This is a genomic window from Thermobispora bispora DSM 43833, assembly GCF_000092645.1.
Taxonomy (GTDB): domain Bacteria; phylum Actinomycetota; class Actinomycetes; order Streptosporangiales; family Streptosporangiaceae; genus Thermobispora; species Thermobispora bispora.
The window spans coordinates 2,552,933-2,573,909 of the sequence record NC_014165.1; the positions used below are offsets into that span (position 1 = coordinate 2,552,933).

The window sequence follows — 20,977 nt, forward strand, 5'->3', positions numbered from 1 at the left end:
GCGGCAACCTCGACGAAGAAGTGGACCACCTGATGCGGATCAACGGGGGCGAACCAGGCAAACATCACCCGTTCGCGGCGACGGTCGAGCGCATCTTCTCCGAGGCGTGGTCGCTGAACTCGCTCACCGGCCGGGACCGCCGCCTGCTGCTCATCGGCGCGCTGGCGGGCCTCGGCGTCGACGACATGCTCACGCGCCACCTCGACGCCGCCCTGCGGACCGGTGATCTCAACCCGGGTGAGCTGAGGGACGCCGTGGCCTTCCTCGTCCCGTACCTCGGCCTGGCCCGTGCGGCGAAGCTCCACGCCCTGGTGGAGGAGCTGATCGACCGGTGCGGGGAGACCTAGGGCCCTGATCGCCCGGAGCCGGGGAGGCCCGGTACCCTGCCGTCATGCCCATCGCTTTGATCACCGGCGCGACCGCCGGAATCGGCGCGGAGTTCGCGCGCCGCGCCGCCGCCGACGGGTTCTCCCTCGTGCTCGTCGCCCGCGACGCCGAACGGCTCGCCTCGACCGCGGAGGCGCTGCGGCGGCGCTACGGCGTGACGGCCGAGACCCTCCCGGCCGACCTCGCCACGGAGGAGGGGATCGCGGCGGTCGAGGAACGGCTGGGCCGCGGGGTGGACCTCCTCGTCAACAACGCCGGGTTCGGGCTGCGCGCCGGATTCCTCGACGCCCCGGTCGCGGACGAGCTGCGGATGCTCCGCGTCCACTGTGAGGCGGTGCTGCGGCTGACCAGGGCGGCCCTGCCGTACATGGTCGGCAAGGGCCGGGGCGCGGTGATCAACGTCTCCTCGGTCGCCGCCTTCTTCCCCCGCGGGACCTACAGCGCGTCCAAGGCGTGGGTAGTGAGCTTCAGCGAGGCGGCCGCCGCCGAGGTCGCCGGCTCGGGGGTGCGGGTGATGGCGCTCTGCCCGGGTTTCGTGCGGACCGAGTTCCACCAGCGCGCGGGCATGAACGTCTCCGCGATCCCGTCCTTCCTGTGGCTGAACGCCGAGCGCGTGGTCGACGAGGCGATGCGCGATCTGGCGCTGGGCCGGTGGGTGAGCGTCCCCACCCTGCGGTACAAGGCGATCGTCGCCGTCGGGAGGTTCCTGCCGCGCCGGCTGATCTCGCGGGTGTCCGTCCGCCTCGGCCGCCGGTGAGGCCGGGCGGGAAGGGCAAGCGGCGGTAGCGATCGGGTAGTGATCGGGGAAACTCTCGCCCGTACCTCGATCAGCGGACCCCGCCCGGGTCAGGGGCTGGGTTAGCTTCTCCCACATGATCAGGGAGAAGCCCGGATGAAGCCCGACGGCCGGATCCGCGTCATGGAGATCATGGCGCGGATGAACGTCTGCGGTGCGGCGACCCAGGTCACCGGGGTGTGCGAACGCCTCAACCCCGAGGAGTTCGACCACCGGCTGTACACCGGCCACGTCGACGGTGGCGAGGGCGACCACCTGCGGCTCCGCGGATCGGCCGTTCAGGTCCACCGGGTGGCCGGGCTCGGCCGGTCGATCCGGCCCCTCGGCGACCACCGGGCGCTCGTCGGGCTCGCCAGGGCCATGCGCGAGTTCCGGCCCCACATCATCCACACCCGCTCCCCCAAGGACGGCGCGCTGGCGCGGCTCGCCGCCCGCCTCTCCGGGGTCTCCGCCGCCCGGATCCACGCCTTCCACGCGCCGTACCCGCACGGTCATCTGCCGTGGGTGAAGCGCCGGCTCCGCCTGCGCGCCGAGCGGTACGCCGCGTCCGGCGCCGACCGGCTGGTGACCGTGGGCGCCACGCTCCGGGACGAGCTGCTCCGCGCCGGGGTCGGCCGCCCCGAGCAGTACGTGGTGATCCCGCCGGGCGTCGAGCTCGGCCCGATGCCGGACCGCCGGGAGGCGCGGCGCTCCCTCAGCCTGCCGGGGGACGCGCCGGTCGTGGCGTACGTCGGCAGGCTCAGCCGGGCGAAGCGGCCGGACCGGTTCGCCGAGGTGGCCCGGCGCGTGCTGGACCGGGTGCCGGGCTGCCGGTTCCTGATCTGCGGGGGCGGGGAGCTGAGGGCCGAGTTCGAGCGGGCGATCCGCCCGATGTGGGACTCCTTCCGGCTGCTCGGCTGGCGCCGGGACGTGGAGACCGTGTACGCGGCGGCCGACGTGGTGCTGCTCACCTCCGACTGCGAGAGCTCGCCGCTCGCCCTGATCGAGGCGGGCATGGCCGGGGTCCCGGTGGTCTCCACCGCGGTCGGCGGGGTGGCCGAGGTGGTGCAGGACCGGCGTACCGGGCTGCTCGGCGGCCCCGACGCCGCGGAGCTGGCCGGGCACACGGTCCGCCTGCTCACCGACCCGGGCCTCGCCCGGCGGATGGGCGAGGCGGCGCGCCAGTGGACCACCCGCGCGTTCGCCGTCGACCGGCTGGTCGCCGACACCGAGGCCCTCTACCGCTCGCTCAGCGGCGCCGTCCGTCCCCGGCGGGGGGTGGGCATCCGATGACCGTGATCGTGGCGGCCGCGGCCGGGCTGCTGCTCGCCGCCGCGGCCCGGCGCCCGCCCCGGCACCTGGGGGCGTCCCTGTCCGGGCTCGCGCTCGTCCCCGCCGCGGTGGCCCCGGCGGCCGTGCTCGGCGATCCCGACCACCGCGCGGTCGGCGTCCTGCTCGCGGCGACGGCGGTGGCGGTGCTCGGCCTGATCGACGATCTCGCCCTGATCCCCGCGCCGGCCCGGCTGATCGTGGAGTCGGTGGCGGCCGGCGGGGTCGTGCTCTGCGGTGTTCAGGTCACGTTCACCGGCGGGCCGGCCGACGGCCCGATCACGGTGATGTGGCTGGTGGCGGTGGCCAACGCCTTCGGGCTGCTCGACCGGGAGCGCGGGGTCGCCCCGGCGGTGACCGCGGTGGGCGCGGGCTGCCTCGCCGGGGTCGCGCTGGTGCGCGCGGAGCCCGCGCAGGCGGTGCTGCTCGCCGCGCTCGCGGGCGCCGCGCTCGCGTTCCTGCGCCCGGGCCGGATGGGCCGGTCGGGCGCGCGGTTCGCCGGGTTCGCCATGGCCTGCGGCGCCATCGTGCCGACCGCCGGGCGGAGCGCCGATGTGATCGCCGCCGGGATGCTCCTCCCCGCCGCCGTGGCCCTGGTGAGCGTGGCCGGGCGCGCCGCGCACCGGCTCCGCCGTGCCGGCCTGGTCCCCGGGGCGGTGACCGCGGTGCACGCCGGGGCCGCGGCGGTGGCCGGTGCGGCCGGGCTGGCGGTCGCCGCCGAGGTGGTGCCCGCGTGGCCGGTGGCGGCCGCCGCGGCCGCGGCCTCCGCAGTGCTCAGCGGCGTGCTGCGCGGGCCGCTGCGCCCACGGCCGGCCCGGGTGCCGGTCCCCGCCGTGGTGCGGGCCACGGCCCGGCGGGCCTGAGCCTCAGGGGCGGCGGCCGGCGGGCGGCCCGCCGGCCGTGCCGCGGCCCCTGGCTCAGCGGCCGATGTTCGCGGGGTGCCCGATCGCCAGGCCGGTGGCCGGGTCGAAGAAGTGCAGCCGGTGCGTGTCCACGACGAGCTCGACCTCCTCGCCGGGGCGCACGTGGCTGCGGGCGTTCACCCGGGCGGTCCACAGCGACTTGTCCCCGGTGAGCGGGAGCGTGCCGTCGTCGTCGGACCGGTCACGGGCGGCCTGGGTGGCCTCGTGCTCGACCGGCGGCGCGTCGATGGTGAAGAGCACGTTGATCTCGGAGCCGAGCTCCTCGGTGACGTCCGCCTTCACCTTCATGTGCGCCCAGCCGGCGCCGTGGCCGTTGACCGAGTGCGCCTCCTCGAAGTCCGACGGGCGGACACCGAGGATGATCTTCCGGCCGATGTACCCGTCGAGGCCGGGCTTGGCCTGGAAGGTGGAGTCGGGGACGGGGAGGCGGTAGCCGGCGAAGACGACCGCGGAACCCTGGCCATCGCGGATGAGCTCGGCGTGGGTGAAGTTCATCGCCGGGGAGCCCATGAAGCCGGCGACGAACAGGTTAACCGGGTTGTCGAACAGGTTCTGCGGGGTGTCGACCTGCTGGAGCACGCCGTCGCGGAGCACGCAGACCCGGTCGCCGAGGGTCATCGCCTCGACCTGGTCGTGGGTGACGTAGACCGTGGTGACGCGGAGCCGGTCGTGGAGCTGCTTGAGCGAGGCCCGCATCGAGACCCGCAGCTTGGCGTCGAGGTTGGACAGCGGCTCGTCCATGAGGAACGGCTGCGGCTCGCGGACGATCGCCCGGCCCATGGCGACGCGCTGGCGCTGACCACCGGACAGGGCGGCCGGCTTCCGCTTGAGGTACGGCTCCAGGCCGAGCATCTTCGCCGCTTCCTGCACCCGCTTCTGGATCTCGGCCTTGGGCATCTTGCGGAGCTTCAGGCCGAAGGCGAGGTTCTCCTCGACCGTCATGTGCGGGTAGAGCGCGTAGTTCTGGAAGACCATCGCGATGTCGCGGTCCTTCGGCGGCAGGTGGTTGACCACCCGGTCGCCGATGAGGATCTCGCCGTTGCTGATCTCCTCCAGCCCGGCGATCATCCGCAGCGCGGTCGACTTACCGCATCCCGAGGGCCCGACCAGGACCATGAACTCGCCGTCCTTGATCTCGAGGTTCAGGCCGCTCACGGCCTTGACCCCGCCGGCGTAGATCTTGTCGACGTTCCTCAGAACGATGGAAGCCATCTCTGTCCTTGTCTACGGGTCTTCTGGATACGTTTTCACAAAATTCACGTCCTGTCCTCATATGTCAAGCTCATCCAAATAGAATCCCTGGAATTATGGTGGAATCGTTTCCAGGAGCCCGGTCGCGGCGTACGACGATCAAGGACGTGGCGGAGGCCGCGGGCGTCGGGGTGGCGACGGTCTCCCGGGTGTTCTCGGGCGGGCCGGTCAGCGACGAGACCCGCGAGAAGGTGCTCGCCGCGGCAGCGCGGCTCGACTACCGCCCGAGCGCGCTCGGCCGCAACCTGCGGCAACGGCGGAGGGGCGGGATCGGGCTCCTCGTCCCGGACATCACCGACGGCTTCTACGCCGGGCTCGCCGACGGCGTGCTCGCCTGCGCCCGCTCGTACGGCGAGCCGGTCACCGTCGGGGTCACCGGGGACGACCCCGAGCAGGAGGCCGAGATGATCGGCACGATGATCGAGCAGAGCATGGACCGCATCGTCGCGGTGCCCACGGGCGACGCGGAGATGTGGGCCCCCGCGCTCCGCGCCGGGCTGGAGGTGATCTTCGCCGAGCGCCGGGTGCGGCCGGACGTGCCCGGGGTGCTCACCGACGACGCCTCCGGGGTCCGCACCGCGCTGGAGTACCTCACCGGCCTCGGCCACCGGCGGATCGCCTTCCTCGCGCAGCGGGGGCAGTCCCGCCGGGTGGCCGCCTTCACCGACGCGCTCACCGCGCTCGGCATCCAGGCCGACCCCGAGCTCATCGTGCACGCCCGCGCCTCCCGGGACTCGGCCTACGCGGTCGCGGCCGGCCTGCTGCAGAGCCGTACCGACCTCACGGCGATCATCGCCGGGAGCAACCTGCTCGGCGAGGCGGTCGTGCTCGCCGCGCGGGAGCTCGCGGTCCGGATCCCGAGAGACCTGTCGCTGATCATGTTCGACGACGTGCCCTGGGCCGAGCTGTGCTCGCCGCCGCTCACCGTGATCGCCCGGCCCGCCCAGGACGTCGGGTACCGGGCGGCCGAGCTCGCGCTCCGGCAGGGCCGCCGGCCCAAGACGGTCACGCTCCCGGCCGGGCTGATCGTGCGGGCGAGCTGCGGACCGCGGCGCGCGGCCGGGTACTGGCGCTGACCCCGCGGACGCCGCGGGTCACCCCAGCCCCAGGCGGCCACCACGCGGGATCAGGGCGCGGGCAAAGAATCGGCGGGCCCATGTCGCCGATGGCCCGAGTGCGGCGGTCCGTCGTATTTCAATCCGGTCCATGAGGACTCGTCGCGGTGCCCGCCGGAGCAAGGGTCCGGCGAAGGGCGAGCGGACGGCCGCGCTCACCGGGCGCGGACCGATGGCGGGCGCGGGCATGCCCGCCTTCCGCACGCGACCCGGCGACAAGGACCGACTTGGACGGTAACCGACGTAGCAACGGCAACCGGAACGTGCTTCGCGGCACGGCAACGATGATCGCTTCCACGGTGCTCGGCGGGTGGTGCGCTCTCCCCGCGTGGGCGGGCGAGCCCGACCCCAAGCCGGCCCACGTGCGGGTGTGGCGGACCCGGGCCACGGCCGGCCCGGAGCAGAAGGCCCCGCTGAAGACCCGCTTGAAGGCGTACGCCTTCCGCCTGCTCACCCGGTACGCCTGGCGTGGCGGGGAGCAGTTCCGCTGCCTGGACAGCCTGTGGACCCGGGAGAGCAACTGGAACCACCGGGCCAAGAACCCCACCTCGGGCGCGTACGGGATCCCCCAGGCGCTGCCCGCCGGGAAGATGCGGAGCGCCGGCCCGGACTGGCGGTCGAACCCGCGGACGCAGATCCGCTGGGGGCTGCGCTACATCAAGGAGCGGTACGGCACGCCGTGCGCGGCGTGGGACCACTTCCGCGCGCACAACTGGTACTGAGCGCGCACCCCGCGTACTGAGCACGCGCCCCGGACCGGGGTGGCGGGCCCGCCCGATGGTGACGAGAACGCGTCCGGCCGGACCGGTCATGAGCCGGGCCATCGTCAGGCGCCGATGCGGGGAAGGCGGCCGCGGCAGCCGGTGGCCGTGTCCGGCCGGGCGATCGCCCGCGCGGGCGCTCCGGGCGCGGTCCCGGATCAGGGCACCGCGCCGAGCACGCACAGCAGCGCGCCCGCGGCCGCGGCGAGCGTGCCGAGCCAGGCGAGCCGGGCGTCGGCCGTCGCGTCGCCCCGTGCGCCGGCGCGTCCCGCCCGCAAGGTCCGCCGGTACCGCACCCCGGTCCGGGTGAGCAGGACCGCGCCGGCGAGCAGGGTGAGCGTGAAGCACGCCGGCGCCGGTGGCGGGGCGCCGTGGCGGAGCGCCGTGTCCAGGCCGGCGATGCCGCCGCCCACGAGGATCACGGCCGTGCGGATCCAGGCGAGCACGGTCCGCTCGCCGTGCAGGCCGGGCCGCTCGGCCTCCCGGCCCGGCCGCCGCCCGGGCGTCACCGGAAGGACAGGAGACCGACGAGGGCGAGCAGGGCCACCGCGGCCACGCCGTACCCGAGCACCGGGGCGATCACGGGCGGCGGGAGCGGGCCGTCCTGCCGGAGCGCCGCCTCGATGCGCCGCCACCGGGGGTAGGCGGTGGCCGCGGCGAGCGCGCCGAGCAGCACCAGGGTGACGGCGAGCGGCGTCCGGATCCACGGCAGGCCGCCGTCGCCCGGCACGAACGCGATCGCCACGCCCGCGGCGGTGAGCGCGAGCGAGGTGCTCAGCCAGGTGAGGAACGTGCGCTCGTTGGCGAGCGTGAACCGGGGGTCGGGCTCCTTCCCTTCCATGGAGACAAAGGTAGGCCGCGGCCGGAGGTGCCCCGGACCGCGCCGGGGCGCCGGCGGAGGCGGGCCGTCGCGGGTCCCGCCGTGGGCCGGCCCGCGGATTCCCCGGCCGGCAGGCCGCGCGCGCCTTCGGGCCGGCGGCCCGCCTCGGCGAGCCGGAGGAGGCTACAGGCAGGCCTCGCGGATCTTGTTGAGGTACTCGGCGGTGTCCTTCGCGACCTGCGCCGCCGCCTTGGCCGCCTGCTGGACGTCGCTGACCTGGATCCGCTCCAGGCGGTCGGTGAGCCCTTGCAGCGCCTCTCTGAGGGTGGTGTCCGCCGCCTTGTCGGCGAGATCCCGGAGCTTGGTGATCCCGGCGGAGATCTCCTCACGCATCGCGTCCGGATCGTTGACCACCCGGCGGACCCGGTCGAGGGTCTCACTGATCGCCTTGGGGGCCTCGATGCAGGTGCGGGCCTTGTCCATGGTCTCCGCCGTCTCCGCGCAACCTGTGGCGGACAGCAGGGCGAAAGCCGTTAACGCCGTGGTCACAGCAAGGGTTCTCACGGCCGCCACCCTACCCGGCCGCGATCAGGGGCGCGCAGGGCGCGCGATCACCAGTCCCGCCGGGTCTCCCACTCGTCGGTGTCGTGGTGCTGCCGGGAGCGGGGGCGCTCCCCGCCTCCGTACCGCTGGTCCCGGTGCCCCCGCATGGGCCCGAGGCCGAGCGGGTCGTTGGGGTCGACCACGGGGTCGTGGGCCAGCTGGTCGGGCATCGGCTCATGCCGCTGATCGCGCACGTGGCCCTGGGGCCGGGACCGCTGGGCGTGCCCCGACGACGAGGCGACCAGACGGTCCTGCGGCGGGTTGCCGCGGGCGACGAGCACGTCGTTCGGCCCGAGCGCCGCCGTGGGGTACTGCTCCTGGGCGGCCGGCTGGTACGGCTCCGCCTGGTAGCCGCCGGCCTGCGGGTACTGCTCCCGCGGCTGGTAGCCACCGTCCTGGTAGGACCGTTCCGACGCAGACGGCCGCGCGTACTGCCCGGTGCCGGGGTAGTCGTGGTACTCCTGCTGATCGTCCCGGGCGTAGGCCTCCTCCTGGCGCGGGAGTGGGCCGGTGTTCTCCTCCTGGGCCAGCCGGCTCTCCGCCTCCGCGAGCCCTTCGTCGAGGGCGTCGATGAGGCGCCCCACGTCGCTGAGGGGCATGCGGAAGCTCGCCGTGCACATGTCGCCTCGCCACAGGCTCAGCACGAGCGTGCCGTGGTGCCAGGTGATCCGGAGCACGCGGTCCTGGCCGCGTGCGTCGAAGAACACCTCGCCGAACGATGGCAGCGGGACAACTTGCGACATGGCAGACAACATAGTGCCCTCACCCGCCGTGACCCGTCCACTTGACCACGGAGACCGGGCCGGCGGGGCGCGACGGGCCTCAGTGTGCCATGACGCCCGCCGGACGGTGGGCGGAATCGCGGCGGGCCCGCGCGGATGGCCGCGGACGTCGGTGCGGCAGGGTACGGTTCTTCCGTGCCCACGGACCATGCCGAGCCGCCGCCGGTCGAAGAACTCCTCGCCATCGCCGTGCGCGGCCTCCGCGGGGTGGAGCGCCCCGGTCAGGTCAAGATGGCCCAGGCCGTCTGGCAGGCGATGAGCGATGCGGAGCACCTCGCCGTGCAGGCGGGCACCGGCACCGGCAAGTCGCTCGCCTACCTGGTCCCCGCGATCCGGTACGCGGCGGAGACCGGGAGGCCCGTCGTGGTCTCCACGGCGACCATCGCGCTCCAGCGGCAGCTCGTCGAGCGGGACCTGCCGCGGCTCATCGACGCGCTCGCCCCGCACCTGCCGCACCGGCCGGAGTTCGCCATCCTCAAGGGCCGGCGCAACTACCTGTGCCGCCACAAGATGAGCACCGGCCTCGCCGACGACGAGGAGGAGCGGCTCTTCGACGTGGCGGAGGTGAGCGCGACCGGCCGGATGGTCCAGCGGATCCAGGAGTGGGCGAATGAGACCGAGACCGGCGACCGCGACGAGCTGGTCCCCGGCGTGAGCGATCTGGCCTGGCGGCAGTTCTCGGTCAGCGGCCGGGAGTGCCTCGGCGCCCAGCGCTGCCCGAACGGCGCCGAGTGCTTCGCCGAGCTCGCCAAGGAGCGCGCGAGCCACGCCGACATCGTGGTGACCAACCACGCGCTGCTCGCCATCGACGCCATGGAGGACCTGCCGCTGCTCCCGGAGCACGACGTGGTGGTGGTCGACGAGGCGCACGAGCTGACCGACCGGGTCACCTCGGTCGTCACCGGCGAGCTGTCCGAGAGCACCGTCGCCCTCGCCGCGCGCCGGGCCGAGCGGCTCGTCGGCCCGGACGTCGCCGAGCGGCTCAAGGAGGCGGGCGAGAGCCTGGCCGCCCTGCTCGCCGCGGCCCCGCCCGGCCGGATCGACCGGCTGCCCGAGTCGCTCGCGCTCACCCTCGCCCTGGTGCGGGACGCCGCCTCCGCCTGCGTGACCGCCCTCGGGCCGCGGAACGCGGACGACCCGGAGAACGCGGCGGCGCGCCGGGCCGCGTTCACCGCGCTCGACGAGATCCACGATACGGCCCAGCGGATGCTCGACGCCTTCGGCGACCCGGAGCAGGGCGGCCTGCCCGAGGCGCAGCGCAGCGAGGTCGTCTGGCTCGACCCGCCGGGCCTGCATGGGCGGCGGACTCCCCCGGCGCTGCGGGTGGCGCCGCTGTCGGTCGGCGGGATGCTGCGCGAGCGGCTGTTCGGGCGCCGCACCGTGATCCTCACCAGCGCCACGCTCGTGCTCGGCGGGTCGTTCGACGGGCTCGCCCGCCAGTGGGGCCTCCGGGAGGGCGAGTGGACCGGGCTCGACGTGGGCTCGCCGTTCGACCACGCCCGCCAGGGCATCCTCTACGTGGCCAAGCACCTCCCCCAGCCCGGCCGGGACGGGCTGCCCGAGGCGTACCTCACCGAGATCGCCGAGCTGATCGAGGCGGCCGGCGGGCGCACGCTCGGCCTGTTCTCCTCGATGCGGGCCGCCAGGGCGGCGGCCGAGGCGCTCCGGGAGCGGCTCGACGTGCCGGTGCTCTGCCAGGGGGACGACACCACCGGGCAGCTCGTCAAGCGGTTCGCCGCCGACCCGGCCACGTGCCTGTTCGGCACGCTCTCCCTCTGGCAGGGGGTGGACGTGCCGGGGCCGTCGCTGTCGCTCGTCATCATCGACCGGATCCCGTTCCCGCGCCCGGACGACCCGCTCGCCTCCGCCCGCCAGCGCCACGTGGCCGCGACCGGCGGGAACGGGTTCATGGCCGTGGCGGCCACCCACGCGGCGCTGCTCCTCGCCCAGGGGGCGGGACGGCTGCTGCGCTCGCCGGACGACCGGGGGGTGGTCGCCGTGCTCGACCCCCGCCTCGCCACGGCCCGGTACTCGGGGTTCCTGCTCGGCTCCCTGCCGCCGTTCTGGCGGACCACGGATCCCCGGGTGGTGCGGGACGCCCTGCGGCGGCTCAACGCCCAGGCCTGACCGCCGCGCCCGCGGCGCCCCGCCCGCCGGTTCGTCCCCGCCCGGGGCGGTGCTCGCGGCCGCCCTGGCCCCTTGCTCCGGCTGCGCTCGGCCCGGCGGCTGATCGCCCAGGGCCTGCCCCTCGGCGAGGTGGCCGCCCAGGCCTGCTTCGCCGACCAGACCGCGGGCGGTGCCTCGTGGCCGCCGGCCGGCTCACCGCCCGCGCCCGCCCGAGGCGGTACGGCAGGCCTGGGGCGGCGGCCCCGCGGCGCGGCGGCCGGATCGGCCTTGCCGTACCGGGCCGCCCCCGTCGGGCCCGGCCCCGATCCGGCCCGGGTCGTTGACCGGGCGGTCAGTCAACCACGGCGCCGAGATCGGGAACTGGGCGGGGTCGCATCATCGGGAGTCAGACCCTGACGGGCCGCGCCCGGGCTCCCACCCCGGCCGGGCGGGCGCTCCGAGCCGCGTGGCCTGGGACGGGAGCCTTGCCCAGTGGATCCGCGGACCCGGCGTCCGGCCCTGCGGGCCGAGCCGGGCGGCTCGGGCTCTGTGGGCTCGGGCGGCACCCCTCCCCCGGGGTGATGCCGCGGATCCGGTGCCGGATTCCCGCCGGGCGGTCAGCCGAGCGGCGCGAGCTCCGGGCGCTTGGGCGGGACCCCGTCGCCCGAGGACACCCCGCGGATCCGGCGCCCGATCCAGGGGGCGACGTGGTTCTTCAGCCAGAGGGTGTCCTCACGCCGCTTCGTCCACGGGTCGACCGCCTCGAGCGGCGGCCACTTCTTGCGCCAGTCGTCCTTCGACGGCACGCCGAGCACGTCGAGCACCTTGGCGGCGACCAGCCGGTGGCCCTCCGCGTTGAGGTGGAGCCGGTCCTCGCTCCACGCCCGCGGATCGCGTAGCGACTGCATGGGCCACAGGTCGACCAGGTGGCAGCCGTACATGTCGGCGATCGCCCGGGTGTGCATGAAGAACACGGCGAACTTGCCGCGCCCCATGCGCATGAGGGGGGTGTCCCGGGGGTCGGTGCCGGTGAACATGATCACCTCGGCGCCGGTCTTCCGCAGGTCGCGGACCGCCGTGGCGAGCTTCTTGGCGACCCGGTCGGGGTCGCTGCCCGGGCGGAGCAGATCGTTGCCGCCGGCGCAGAAGCTGATCAGGTCGGGCTTCATCTCGATCGCCCGGGGCACCTGATCGGCGATGATCTGGTCGATCAGCTTGCCGCGGACCGCGAGGTTCGCGTAGCGGAACCCCGGCTCGAGCTCGGCGAGCCGCTCCGCCACCCGGTCGGCCCACCCGCGGTACCGGGTGATGCCGTTGGGGTCCTGGGCCGCGCCCTCCGGTAACGGATCGTTGAGACCTTCGGTGAAACTGTCGCCGAGCGCCACGAACGATCTGTACGCCATAAACCCTGCCTTGGTATCGCCTTTACTGGTTACTCACCAGTATCAGCGATCGCCTGCAGGGCGAGAACGTACGACCTGAAGCCGAAACCGGCGATCGTGCCGGTCGCCACCCCGGCGACGACCGAGGTGTGGCGGAACTCCTCCCGCGCGTGCGGGTTGGAGATGTGCACCTCGATCAGCGGCGCGGTGCGCTGGGCGATCGCGTCGCGCAGCGCGTACGAGTAGTGGGTGAAGGCCCCCGGGTTCAGCACGACCGGGGTGCGGGTGTCGGCGGCCTCGTGGATCCACTGGATCAGCTCGGCCTCGTCGTCGGTCTGCCGCACGTCCACGGAGAGGCCGAGCGCGCGCCCGGTCTCCCGGCAGAGCCGCTCCAGGTCGTCGAAGGTGAGCGTGCCGTACACGTCCGGCTCCCGGCTCCCCAGCCGGCCGAGGTTGGGGCCGTTGAGCACGAGGACAGGCCTCATCTGGCTACCTCCCGGTAGGCCGCCTCGAGCAGCTCCTCAGGGGGGTTCTCGAGGCGGGACGCCTTCGCGATGCCGTCGAGCACGACGAACCGCAGGGTCGCTCCGCGTGCCTTCTTGTCGACCCGCATGTGCTCCCGGACCGCCGGCCACGCGTCGCGCCGGTAGGTGGTGGGCAGGCCCACCGACTCGAGGATCGACCGGGTCCGGTCGACCAGGTCCCGGCCGGCGCGGCCGTCGAGCCGGGCGAGCTCCGCGGCGTAGACGAGGCCGATCGCCACGGCCTCGCCGTGCCGGATCCGGTAGTCCTCCGCCCGCTCGATGGCGTGGCCGAGCGTGTGCCCGTAGTTGAGGATCTCCCGCAGCCCGCTCTCCCGCAGGTCGGCGCCGACCACCTCGGCCTTGACCCGGATCTTCCGCTCGATCAGCTCCCGGGTGTGCGCGCCGTGCGGGGTCACCGCGCCCGCGGGGTCGCTCTCGATGAGCCGGAGGATCTCCGGGTCGGCGATGAACCCGCCCTTGATGATCTCGGCGAGCCCGGCGACGTAGTCCTCGCGGGGCACGGTCTCCAGCGCGGCCAGGTCGCACAGCACGCCGACCGGCGGGTGGAAGGCCCCTACGAGGTTCTTGCCCTCGGGCGTGTTGATCCCGGTCTTGCCGCCCACGGCCGCGTCGACCATGGCGAGCAGCGTGGTCGGCACGAGCGCCACCCGCACCCCGCGCAGCCAGGTCGCCGCCACGAACCCGGCCAGGTCGGTGGTCGCCCCGCCGCCCACGCCGACGATCGCGTCGGACCGGGTCACCCCGTGGCGGCCGAGCTCGGACCACAGCCCGGCCGCGACCTCGATGGTCTTGGCCTGCTCCCCGTCGGGCACCGGGAGCGGCACCACGTGGTACCCGGCCTCCTCCAGCGCGGCGCAGGCCGGGCGGGCGAGCCCGGGCAGCCCGGCCGGGTGGATGACGGCGACGGTGCGCACCCCGGGGCCGAGCATGCCGGGCAGCTCCCCGGCGATCCCGGTCCCCACCACCACGTCGTACGGGCGTTCGCCCTTGACGGTGATGCGTGTCACGCTCATAGCGCCGCCGCGATCTCGGAGGCCACGTCCTCGGGGTCGCGGCCGTCGGTCTTCACGGTGATGTCGGCGAGCCGCTCGTAGATCGGCCGGCGCTCCTCCATGAGCTTGCGGAGCTGGCTGCGCGGGTTGAGCACGAGCAGCGGCCGCGCCGTGGCGAGCCCCACCCGCTTCACCGCCTGGTCGAGCCCGACCTCCAGGTAGACCACGCGGTGGTCCTCGAGCAGCCGCTGGGTGGGCTCGTGGAGGATCGCGCCGCCGCCGAGCGAGAGCACCCCGTCGTGGGTGGCCAGCGCCTGCCGTACGGCCTCCGCCTCGAGCTCGCGGAACCTGGCCTCGCCGTCCTCGATGAAGATGTCGCTCACCGGTTTGCCGGCCACGGCCTCAACGTCCGCGTCGGTGTCACGGAAGGGCACGCCGAGCCGGTCGGCGAGGATCCGGCCGACCGTGGTCTTGCCGGCGCCGGGCGGGCCGATGAGGACTACGACAGATCCCATGATCGCAAACCTTATTACTTGATCACCAAGGAGGAGAGGTAGCCGGCCACGTTGCGCTTGACCTCTTCGACGGAGTCCCCGCCGAACTTCTCCACGGCCGCGTCGGCGAGCACGAGCGCCATCATCGCCTCGCCCACGACCGCGGCCGCGGGGACCGCGCAGACGTCGGACCGCTCGTGGTGCGCCTTGGCCGGCTCGCCGGTGAGCACATCGACCGTGGAGAGCGCCCGCGGCACCGTGGAGATCGGCTTCATCGCCGCGCTCACCCGGATCGGCTCGCCGTTGGACATGCCGCCCTCGATGCCGCCGGCCCGGTTGGTGATGCGGCGCACGCCCTCCGGCGTCTTCTCGATCTCGTCGTGGGCGCGCGAGCCCGGGCGGCGGGCCGTCTCGAACCCGTCCCCGATCGCCACGCCCTTGATCGCCTGGATGCTCATGAACGCGGCGGCGAGCCGGGCGTCGAGCCGGCGGTCCCAGTGCGCGTAGCTGCCGAGCCCCGGCGGCACGCCGTACGCGATCACCTCGATCACGCCGCCGAGCGTGTCACCGTTCTTGTGCGCCTTGTCGATCTCGGCGACCATCGCCGCGCTCGCCTCCCGGTCGAAGCACCGCACCGGGTCGGCGTCGATCGCCGCGAGGTCGTCCGGGCCGGGCAGCACATCGCGCGGGGCGCTCGCCTCGCCGATCGCGACGACGTGGCTCACGATCTCGATCCCGAGGGCCTGCCGGAGGAAGTTCCGCGCCACCTGCCCGAGGGCCACCCGTGCCGCGGTCTCCCGGGCGCTCGCCCGGTCGATCACCGGGCGGGCGTCGGTGAAGCCGTACTTCTGCATCCCGGCGAGGTCGGCGTGGCCCGGCCGGGGGCGGGACCGCGGGGCGTTGCGCGCCAGGCCCTCCAGGCGCGCCGGATCCACCGGGTCGGCCGCCATCACGGCCTCCCACTTCGGCCACTCGGTGTTGCCGATGCGGATCGCGACGGGCGAGCCCATCGTGCGGCCGTGCCGTACGCCGCCGGAGATGGTCACCACGTCCTGCTCGAACTTCATCCGCGCGCCCCGGCCATAGCCGAGCCTGCGGCGGCGGAGCGCCTCGGCGAGCTCGGCGGTCGTGATCTCGACACCGGCGGGAATGCCTTCCAGGATCGCCATGAGTTCGGGGCCGTGGGACTCCCCGGCGGTCAACCAGCGCACCATGCAGATAAGTCTTCCATGCACGCGCCGGTGCGCCGTCCGGCGGCGCGCCCGGCCGGCCGCGGAGGCCGTTGGCGGCCAGGCGCGCGGACGGCGCCGTGTCACCCCCGGAGAGCACGGACGGCATGGCATGCCGGGCGAGCCCGGTGGGGAGCACAGCGGCCCCGGGTGCGGCCATGCCCCTGCCGCCCAGCGAGCCCGGCCCCTTCCTGGGAGAACGGGTGGCTTGGCCCGGCGATGTGGGCGCGGCCCGGTCGCGGACGCCGTGGTGGAGGTCGCGGTCGCGGGCGTCGCGGGCGGCGCCCGGGCCTGCGGGCGCACCGGCCTGTTCATCGGCGAGTGGGCCCCGACACTCGTCGCCACTCGTCGCCGCCCCGGAGCTGCGGGCGCACCACGGCGCATCCCTGCCCCACGGGGCTCGCGCTCACCCGGGGGAGCCGGCGGCGAGCGCGGCGAGCGCCCCGGTGATCAGGAACGGCCCGAACGGGAACACGGTGTCCCGGCTCCCCCGCCCGCGCGCCAGCAGGGCGATGGCGTAGAGGGCGGCGAGGAGCACCCCGGCCAGCACGGCGGTGGCCGCGGCCGCCGGGCCACCGGACCCGGTCACCAGCCCGATCAGCCCGGAGAGCTTGACGTCGCCGAGGCCGAGATCGGCCGGGCGGATGAGCCAGAGCACCCCGAAGACCACGATGAGCACGGCCGCGGCGAGCGCGGCGCCCGGGAGCCGGCCGGACGGGGCGAGCAGGGCGATCAGCACCGGGTAGGACGGGAGGGTGATCGCGTCGGGCAGCCGCCGGGTCCGCCAGTCGATCGCGGCGAGGGCGGCGCCGGCCCACACCGCGTACCCCCAGGCGGCGAGCTGCCAGCCGGGCTCCACCCGCCAGGCCGCCAGCGCGGCCGCGGCCGCGGTCGCGATCTCCAGCAGGTACGGCGGGCGGGGGACGGGCCGGGCGCGCACCGCCGCGGCGAAGGCGTCCCGCGCCTCCCGCCGGGGATCGCCCGGGTCCGCGGTGAAGCGGGCGGCGAGCGCCCGGGCGTACGCACCGGCGATCAGCCCGGCGGCCGCCGCACCGGCGACGAGGAGTGCGGTCACGGGCCGGAATCTAGCCGCGGCCGCGCCTGGACCGCCCGGGGATCAGCCTCGACCACCACCGGCGGGGCCGGTCGTCCGGGCCGGGATCCTCGGCGATCCGGGCGACGGTCACCCCCGCGCCGGCGAGCTCCTCCGGTGAGGCCGAGCCGCGGGCGGCGTCCTCGAGCCGGGCGAGCGCGCCGAGCGCCTCCCCCTCGATCACGAAGGGCACCGGCCCGGCGACGTCGATGACGACCGCCGCCGCCCGCTCCAGGCGGGCGGCCTGGCAGACCTGCGCGACCGTGGCCTGGATCGGCCGGGCGTCGGGGCGCCACCGCGCCAGCGGCTCGGCGCCGGTGAAGGCGGGCACCGCCTGCCTGCCGTCCTTGCCGACCAGCTTGGGGAGCGCGACGTCGCTCCCCTTGCGCCGCCCCGCTCCGTGGCCATGCCCGTGACCGTGCCCGTGGCCGTGGCCGTGCCCGTGCCCCGCGGGACCGCCGCCATGGCCGTGCCCTGGCTCGTGTTCGTGGCCGTCACCACGCTCGTGGCCATCGCCATGCCCGTGGCCGTGTCCGTGGGCGTGCCCGTCTCCGCTGCCGTGGCCCTGAGCGTGCCCGTCGCCATGGCCGTTCTCGAGGTCGCGCCCATGCCCGTGACCGTGCCCGTGGCCATGGCCGTGACCATGACCGTGGTCGCTCCCCTGCTCGTGACCGTGCTCGTGGCCGTGGTCATGTCCCTCGTCGTGGCCGTGCGCCTCGGCCGCGTCCGCGGGCAGGGGGACCACCGGGATGAACAGCCTCGTGCCGGTGAGCGCGGACAGCACCTCGGCGGCGGTGGCCTTCCCGGCCTGGTAGGCGGAGAGCGCCGAGGCGACCGCCGGGTCCACGGAGCCGTCGTCGTCCGGGCGCAGGGGCTGCGAAATCGCTGGCACGTCTCCCGAGACTAGCCGCTCCCCCGCCCGCCCCCGTGCGCGGCCATCGGGCGGCGGCGCTCCGGAACCCCGCGGAACGTGCGAAGGCCGCCGGGCATGGCGCCCGGCGGCCTTCAGGTGACATCTCCGCGCCGGAGATCCCCGCGTCAGCCGTGGTCGACGATGGCGATCACCGGGCCGCCTCCGGCCGGGCCCTGGTGCACCGCCGCGACCGAGACGAACACGGCCGGGTCACCGGTCACGCTCGCCGCCACACCGCCGACGGCGGCCTTGATCTGGCGGTGCCAGTGCACGTCCGAGTCGTCGAGCATGATGTTGCGGCGGCCGCGCACCCGGCCCGTCGGGTCGGCCTCGCACTTGAGGAAGACGTTGACCAGCCGGCCCTTGAGGTCGCTCGGGTGCGGGCGCTCGGGGAGGTCGAGGCCGGCGTTCCGGATCGCCTCCCAGATGCCGTCGGTGTCGAGGGCGTCCTTCATCACGGAGTGCCCGATGCGGTACCGGCCGCCGATGCCGCGCACGTTGCCCATCACGACGATCTGCGCGCGGTCGAGCTCGACACCGCTGGAGCAGGACGCGACCGAGGAGTACAGCGACAGATCCCGGTGGATCTGGTCCTCGCGCGGCATCTCGATCTCGCCGAGCGCCACGGCGATGCCGAGCGCGGTCGTGGAGTTCGAGATGTCCATCGACTTGAGGGTGTCCTCGGTGACCACCGTGTGCCCGCGCCGCTTCGCGTCGTTGATCGTCTCAAGGGTGAGCAGCGGGGTCTTGGTCTGCACGTAGTGCACATCGGCCGGGTCCTCGATGCCGGCGATCTTCATCGCCTCGCGGACGCCGTTGGCCACCTTCTCGATCATGGCGGGCCGGCCGATGTCCTCGGGCAGGATGGGCTCGCTCATCGCCACGCCCACGCTCAGCCGCGGCTCGTCGGTCTTCGGGGCCTTGGCCGGGTCGACGGTGGCGAAGATCGTCGCGTGCGGGCTGAGCACGCCGTCGGTACCGCCGGACCAGACCAGCGGCACCTGGGCCACCTCCTCCGGCGTCCGGGTGCCCTTCTGCACGAGCACGTCGCGGAAGGCGCGGTCGGCCAGGATCCGGGTGTAGTCGTTGACGCCGCCGTTGCCCTCGGTCTTGCCGATCACCGCGAGCACGCGGTCGGCCTCGATGATCCCTTCGTCGATGAGCTTGGCGAGCCCCGAGGCGTCGGTGACGCTCTCGATGGGAACCTTCCGTACCTCGATCGGGTCCGGCATCTAGCTCTCCACCCCTCTGAAAACCCGAGTCCCTACTTTTCCTGACAGCGCGTCGCCGATCTGCTCGAGCGAGGTGATCACGGCTCGCTCCCCGCCGCCCTCCACGAAGCGGAGCGCGGCCTCGACCTTCGGGCCCATGCTCCCGCTCGCGAAGTGCCCCGCAGCCTGCAGCTCACGGAGCTCCGCCGTGGACACCTCCTCGATCGGGCGACTGTCCGGCGTGCCGAACCCCACGATCGCGTTCGGCACATCGGTCGCGATCACCAGTTCGGTCGCCCCCACCGCCGTGGCGAGCACGGCGGCGGCGAGGTCCTTGTCGATGACGGCCTCGACCCCGGTCAGGGTGCCGTCGGCCGTGCGGATGACGGGCACTCCCCCGCCGCCGGCGGCGACGACGGTGTACCCGGCCTCGATCAGCGCGACCGCCGCAGCGGCGTCGAGGACCTCGACCGGCTCCGGCGAGGCGACGACCCGCCGCCAGCCGCGGTCGAACCGCCGCCAGGTCTCCCCCTGCTCTTGGAACCGCCGGGCCTCCGCCTCGCCGAAGTACCGCCCGATGGGCTTGACCGGGTCGCCGAACGCCGGGTCGTCCGCGTCCACCAGGGTTCTCGTCACGAGGGCGGCCACCCGCGCCGGATCCGGCGCGAGCGCCTGCTCCAAGGCGCTCACAATGACCGCGCCGATCGTGCCCTGGGTCTGCGCGACGCACCAATCGAGTGGGACGGGCGGCACCACCTGGGCGGCCAGCTGGTTCTTCAGCAGCAGATTGCCGACCTGTGGACCGTTGCCGTGAGTGAGCACGACCTGGTATCCGGATTTGATCAGGCGAGCGACGTGGACCATTGCCGCGCCGATCGCCCGTCGCTGGTCGGCCGGGGCCGCGCTCCCGTCGGGAGCGGTCATGGCGTTGCCGCCCAGCGCAATCAGTACGCGTCCACCCACACGGGGAACCTATCCAGGCACCGGACCCCGCATCATGGGCGACTATCGCCCACTCCGGCGCGATTCATCGGCAAGGTTCCCCAAAAACGTGACGGGGTGCCCTGACTGGGCACCCCGTTCGTCCGTGAAATGGGCCGCGCCGGTCAAACCCCGGTGGGGACGGCCTCGGCCTCCAGGGTGGTGGCGACCGCGTTGATCACCGCCGCGATCTTGAGGGTCTCCTGGACCTGCTCCCGGGAGAGCCCGGCCTGGCGCACGACGCGCTCGTGCGACTCCAGGCAGGCGCCGCACCCGTTGATCGCGCTCACCGCGAGGCACCAGAGCTCGAAGTCGACCTTCTCGACACCCGGGTTGCCGATGACGGTCATCCGCAGCTTGGCGGGCATCGTGGTGTAGGCCTCGTCACCGATGAGGTGAGTCGACCGGTAGTAGACGTTGTTCATCGCCATGATGCTCGCCGCCGCCTTGGCCGCGGTGAACGCCTCGGCGGAGAGGTAGTCGGCCGCCTCACCGGACACCTCGGCGATCACCTTCGGCGACTTCGTGGCGATGGCCGTGGCGAGCAGCGTGCCCCAGAGCTGCTGCTCGGTGAGCTGCGAGGTGGTGACGAGCGACCCGAGGTTGAGCTTGATGTCCTTGGCGTAAGCGGGAAGTGCGTCCTTCAGGTTGTCGATCGACATCACACACCGGCCAGCAGCTTCTTGGCGTCCAGGGTCTCCTCGCCCTTGTTCCAGTTGCACGGGCAGAGCTCGTCCGACTGGAGCGCGTCGAGGACCCGCAGGACCTCCTTGACGTTCCGGCCCACCGAGCCGGCGGTGACCATGACGAACTGGATCTCGTTGTTCGGGTCGACGATGAAGGTGGCCCGCTCGGCGACACCCTCCTTGTTCAGGATGCCCAGGGCGCCGGTGAGCTCGCGGTTGGTGTCGGCGAGCATGGGGAAGGGCAGGTCGCGCAGGTCGGGGTGGTGCTTCCGCCAGGCGTAGTGGACGTACTCGGAGTCGACCGAGCACCCGAGCACCTGGCAGTCACGGTCGGCGAACTCCTGGTTCAGCCGGCCGAACTCGGCGATCTCGGTGGGACAGATGAAGGTGAAGTCCTTCGGCCAGAAGAAGACCACGCGCCACTTGCCCTCGTAGGTCTTGTGGTTGATGGTCTGGAACGCGTTGTCCGGGTCGAGCGAGACGCATGCGGTCAGCTCGTACTCAGGGAAACGATCACCGATGGTCAGCACGGCGCAACACCTTCCTTGCAGTGGTCTTCGGTCTCGTTCCCAGCGTGCCCGACTAGCATTGATATGAGA

General features: G+C 74.0%; 23 protein-coding genes. 7 read left to right on the forward strand and 16 right to left on the reverse strand.

All coding sequences use genetic code 11. The features are described from left to right. The first annotated feature begins 20 nt into the window (after positions 1–20). From TBIS_RS10875 to TBIS_RS10890, 4 genes are all read left to right on the forward strand, one after another. On the forward strand, positions 21–347 hold the full coding sequence (locus TBIS_RS10875) for a carboxymuconolactone decarboxylase family protein (RefSeq protein WP_148231508.1): 327 nt from the start codon (positions 21–23) through the stop codon (positions 345–347). Between the two features lie 44 nt (positions 348–391). After that, positions 392–1,144, forward strand: a complete 753-nt coding sequence (locus tag TBIS_RS10880; RefSeq protein WP_013132438.1) for an SDR family NAD(P)-dependent oxidoreductase — start codon at positions 392–394, stop codon at positions 1,142–1,144. A 135-nt stretch (positions 1,145–1,279) separates the two neighbouring features. Further along, on the forward strand, positions 1,280–2,455 hold the full coding sequence (locus TBIS_RS10885; RefSeq protein ID WP_013132439.1) for a glycosyltransferase: 1,176 nt from the start codon (positions 1,280–1,282) through the stop codon (positions 2,453–2,455). Then, positions 2,452–3,354: an MraY family glycosyltransferase gene (locus TBIS_RS10890; protein ID WP_013132440.1), complete on the forward strand. Its 903-nt coding sequence runs from the start codon at positions 2,452–2,454 to the stop codon at positions 3,352–3,354. Before TBIS_RS10885 ends, TBIS_RS10890 begins: the two co-directional genes overlap by 4 nt. Positions 3,355–3,408: 54 nt before the next feature. On the opposite strand, the gene TBIS_RS10895 is transcribed toward TBIS_RS10890, so the two are convergent. Further along, positions 3,409–4,626: an ABC transporter ATP-binding protein gene (locus tag TBIS_RS10895; RefSeq protein WP_013132441.1), complete on the reverse strand. Its 1,218-nt coding sequence runs from the start codon at positions 4,624–4,626 to the stop codon at positions 3,409–3,411. Between the two features lie 146 nt (positions 4,627–4,772). On the opposite strand from TBIS_RS10895, the gene TBIS_RS10900 reads away from it, so the two are divergent. Together TBIS_RS10900 and TBIS_RS20235 are read left to right on the forward strand one after the other, a co-directional pair. Further along, on the forward strand, positions 4,773–5,741 hold the full coding sequence (locus TBIS_RS10900; RefSeq protein ID WP_241019668.1) for a LacI family DNA-binding transcriptional regulator: 969 nt from the start codon (positions 4,773–4,775) through the stop codon (positions 5,739–5,741). Positions 5,742–6,064: 323 nt separating this feature from the next. Further along, entirely contained in the window at positions 6,065–6,502 is a 438-nt protein-coding gene (locus TBIS_RS20235) for an aggregation-promoting factor C-terminal-like domain-containing protein (protein WP_013132443.1), read from the forward strand. Positions 6,503–6,699: 197 nt separating this feature from the next. Here the strand turns inward: TBIS_RS20235 and TBIS_RS10910 are convergent, their stop codons facing one another. From TBIS_RS10910 to TBIS_RS18190, 4 genes are all read right to left on the reverse strand, one after another. After that, on the reverse strand, positions 6,700–7,050 hold the full coding sequence (locus tag TBIS_RS10910; protein WP_013132444.1) for a DUF202 domain-containing protein: 351 nt from the start codon (positions 7,048–7,050) through the stop codon (positions 6,700–6,702). Beyond that, entirely contained in the window at positions 7,047–7,382 is a 336-nt protein-coding gene (locus TBIS_RS10915) for a YidH family protein (RefSeq protein ID WP_013132445.1), read from the reverse strand. Before TBIS_RS10915 ends, TBIS_RS10910 begins: the two co-directional genes overlap by 4 nt. Before the next feature lie 162 nt (positions 7,383–7,544). After that, positions 7,545–7,925 (reverse strand): hypothetical protein, encoded by a 381-nt coding sequence (locus tag TBIS_RS10920; RefSeq protein WP_013132446.1) that lies wholly within the window; start codon positions 7,923–7,925, stop codon positions 7,545–7,547. 47 nt (positions 7,926–7,972) lie between these two features. Beyond that, the gene (locus TBIS_RS18190) at positions 7,973–8,707 is read right to left on the reverse strand and encodes a hypothetical protein (protein WP_148231509.1); all 735 of its coding nucleotides are present in this window, start codon (positions 8,705–8,707) and stop codon (positions 7,973–7,975) included. A gap of 135 nt (positions 8,708–8,842) precedes the next feature. Between TBIS_RS18190 and TBIS_RS10930 the strand changes: the two genes are divergently transcribed. Further along, entirely contained in the window at positions 8,843–10,873 is a 2,031-nt protein-coding gene (locus TBIS_RS10930) for an ATP-dependent DNA helicase (protein WP_013132448.1), read from the forward strand. 596 nt (positions 10,874–11,469) lie between these two features. Here TBIS_RS10930 and TBIS_RS10935 read toward each other — a convergent pair. The 11 genes from TBIS_RS10935 to TBIS_RS10985 all read right to left on the reverse strand — a co-directional run bounded on the left by TBIS_RS10935 (position 11,470) and on the right by TBIS_RS10985 (position 20,908). Further along, positions 11,470–12,255: an SGNH/GDSL hydrolase family protein gene (locus TBIS_RS10935; RefSeq protein WP_013132449.1), complete on the reverse strand. Its 786-nt coding sequence runs from the start codon at positions 12,253–12,255 to the stop codon at positions 11,470–11,472. 29 nt (positions 12,256–12,284) lie between these two features. Continuing rightward, the gene (gene aroQ, locus TBIS_RS10940; protein WP_013132450.1) at positions 12,285–12,719 is read right to left on the reverse strand and encodes a type II 3-dehydroquinate dehydratase; all 435 of its coding nucleotides are present in this window, start codon (positions 12,717–12,719) and stop codon (positions 12,285–12,287) included. Continuing rightward, positions 12,716–13,792: a 3-dehydroquinate synthase gene (aroB, locus tag TBIS_RS10945; RefSeq protein WP_013132451.1), complete on the reverse strand. Its 1,077-nt coding sequence runs from the start codon at positions 13,790–13,792 to the stop codon at positions 12,716–12,718. The genes aroQ and aroB overlap by 4 nt, the downstream gene beginning before the upstream one ends. Next, positions 13,789–14,286, reverse strand: a complete 498-nt coding sequence (locus TBIS_RS10950) for a shikimate kinase (protein WP_013132452.1) — start codon at positions 14,284–14,286, stop codon at positions 13,789–13,791. The genes aroB and TBIS_RS10950 overlap by 4 nt, the downstream gene beginning before the upstream one ends. Before the next feature lie 14 nt (positions 14,287–14,300). Continuing rightward, positions 14,301–15,479 (reverse strand): chorismate synthase, encoded by a 1,179-nt coding sequence (gene aroC, locus TBIS_RS10955; RefSeq protein WP_013132453.1) that lies wholly within the window; start codon positions 15,477–15,479, stop codon positions 14,301–14,303. Between the two features lie 421 nt (positions 15,480–15,900). Continuing rightward, the gene (locus TBIS_RS18195) at positions 15,901–16,569 is read right to left on the reverse strand and encodes a prepilin peptidase (protein ID WP_013132454.1); all 669 of its coding nucleotides are present in this window, start codon (positions 16,567–16,569) and stop codon (positions 15,901–15,903) included. A gap of 10 nt (positions 16,570–16,579) precedes the next feature. Beyond that, the gene (locus TBIS_RS19105) at positions 16,580–17,479 is read right to left on the reverse strand and encodes an SseB family protein (RefSeq protein ID WP_013132455.1); all 900 of its coding nucleotides are present in this window, start codon (positions 17,477–17,479) and stop codon (positions 16,580–16,582) included. Between the two features lie 146 nt (positions 17,480–17,625). Next, positions 17,626–18,732: a barbiturase gene (bar, locus tag TBIS_RS10970; protein ID WP_013132456.1), complete on the reverse strand. Its 1,107-nt coding sequence runs from the start codon at positions 18,730–18,732 to the stop codon at positions 17,626–17,628. Then, positions 18,733–19,674 (reverse strand): carbamate kinase, encoded by a 942-nt coding sequence (locus TBIS_RS10975; protein WP_241019670.1) that lies wholly within the window; start codon positions 19,672–19,674, stop codon positions 18,733–18,735. Positions 19,675–19,817: 143 nt separating this feature from the next. Next, positions 19,818–20,354 (reverse strand): alkylhydroperoxidase, AhpD family, encoded by a 537-nt coding sequence (gene ahpD, locus TBIS_RS10980; protein WP_013132458.1) that lies wholly within the window; start codon positions 20,352–20,354, stop codon positions 19,818–19,820. After that, complete coding sequence (locus TBIS_RS10985; RefSeq protein WP_013132459.1) at positions 20,354–20,908, reverse strand: peroxiredoxin; 555 nt, start codon at positions 20,906–20,908, stop codon at positions 20,354–20,356. The genes ahpD and TBIS_RS10985 overlap by 1 nt, the downstream gene beginning before the upstream one ends. Between the last annotated feature and the right edge of the window lie 69 nt (positions 20,909–20,977).

Coding starts and splice junctions, on each gene's coding strand:
- TBIS_RS10930 (WP_013132448.1), top strand. CDS start 8,843: ATGGCCGCGGACGTCGGTGCGGCAGGGTACGGTTCTTCCGTGCCCACG.
- ahpD (WP_013132458.1), bottom strand. CDS start 20,354: ATGTCGATCGACAACCTGAAGGACGCACTTCCCGCTTACGCCAAGGAC.
- TBIS_RS10890 (WP_013132440.1), top strand. CDS start 2,452: ATGACCGTGATCGTGGCGGCCGCGGCCGGGCTGCTGCTCGCCGCCGCG.
- TBIS_RS10935 (WP_013132449.1), bottom strand. CDS start 12,255: ATGGCGTACAGATCGTTCGTGGCGCTCGGCGACAGTTTCACCGAAGGT.
- TBIS_RS10885 (WP_013132439.1), top strand. CDS start 1,280: ATGAAGCCCGACGGCCGGATCCGCGTCATGGAGATCATGGCGCGGATG.
- aroB (WP_013132451.1), bottom strand. CDS start 13,792: ATGAGCGTGACACGCATCACCGTCAAGGGCGAACGCCCGTACGACGTG.
- TBIS_RS10880 (WP_013132438.1), top strand. CDS start 392: ATGCCCATCGCTTTGATCACCGGCGCGACCGCCGGAATCGGCGCGGAG.
- TBIS_RS18190 (WP_148231509.1), bottom strand. CDS start 8,707: ATGTCGCAAGTTGTCCCGCTGCCATCGTTCGGCGAGGTGTTCTTCGAC.
- aroC (WP_013132453.1), bottom strand. CDS start 15,479: ATGGTGCGCTGGTTGACCGCCGGGGAGTCCCACGGCCCCGAACTCATG.
- TBIS_RS20235 (WP_013132443.1), top strand. CDS start 6,065: ATGATCGCTTCCACGGTGCTCGGCGGGTGGTGCGCTCTCCCCGCGTGG.
- bar (WP_013132456.1), bottom strand. CDS start 18,732: ATGCCGGACCCGATCGAGGTACGGAAGGTTCCCATCGAGAGCGTCACC.
- TBIS_RS10915 (WP_013132445.1), bottom strand. CDS start 7,382: ATGGAAGGGAAGGAGCCCGACCCCCGGTTCACGCTCGCCAACGAGCGC.
- TBIS_RS10895 (WP_013132441.1), bottom strand. CDS start 4,626: ATGGCTTCCATCGTTCTGAGGAACGTCGACAAGATCTACGCCGGCGGG.
- aroQ (WP_013132450.1), bottom strand. CDS start 12,719: ATGAGGCCTGTCCTCGTGCTCAACGGCCCCAACCTCGGCCGGCTGGGG.
- TBIS_RS10950 (WP_013132452.1), bottom strand. CDS start 14,286: ATGGGATCTGTCGTAGTCCTCATCGGCCCGCCCGGCGCCGGCAAGACC.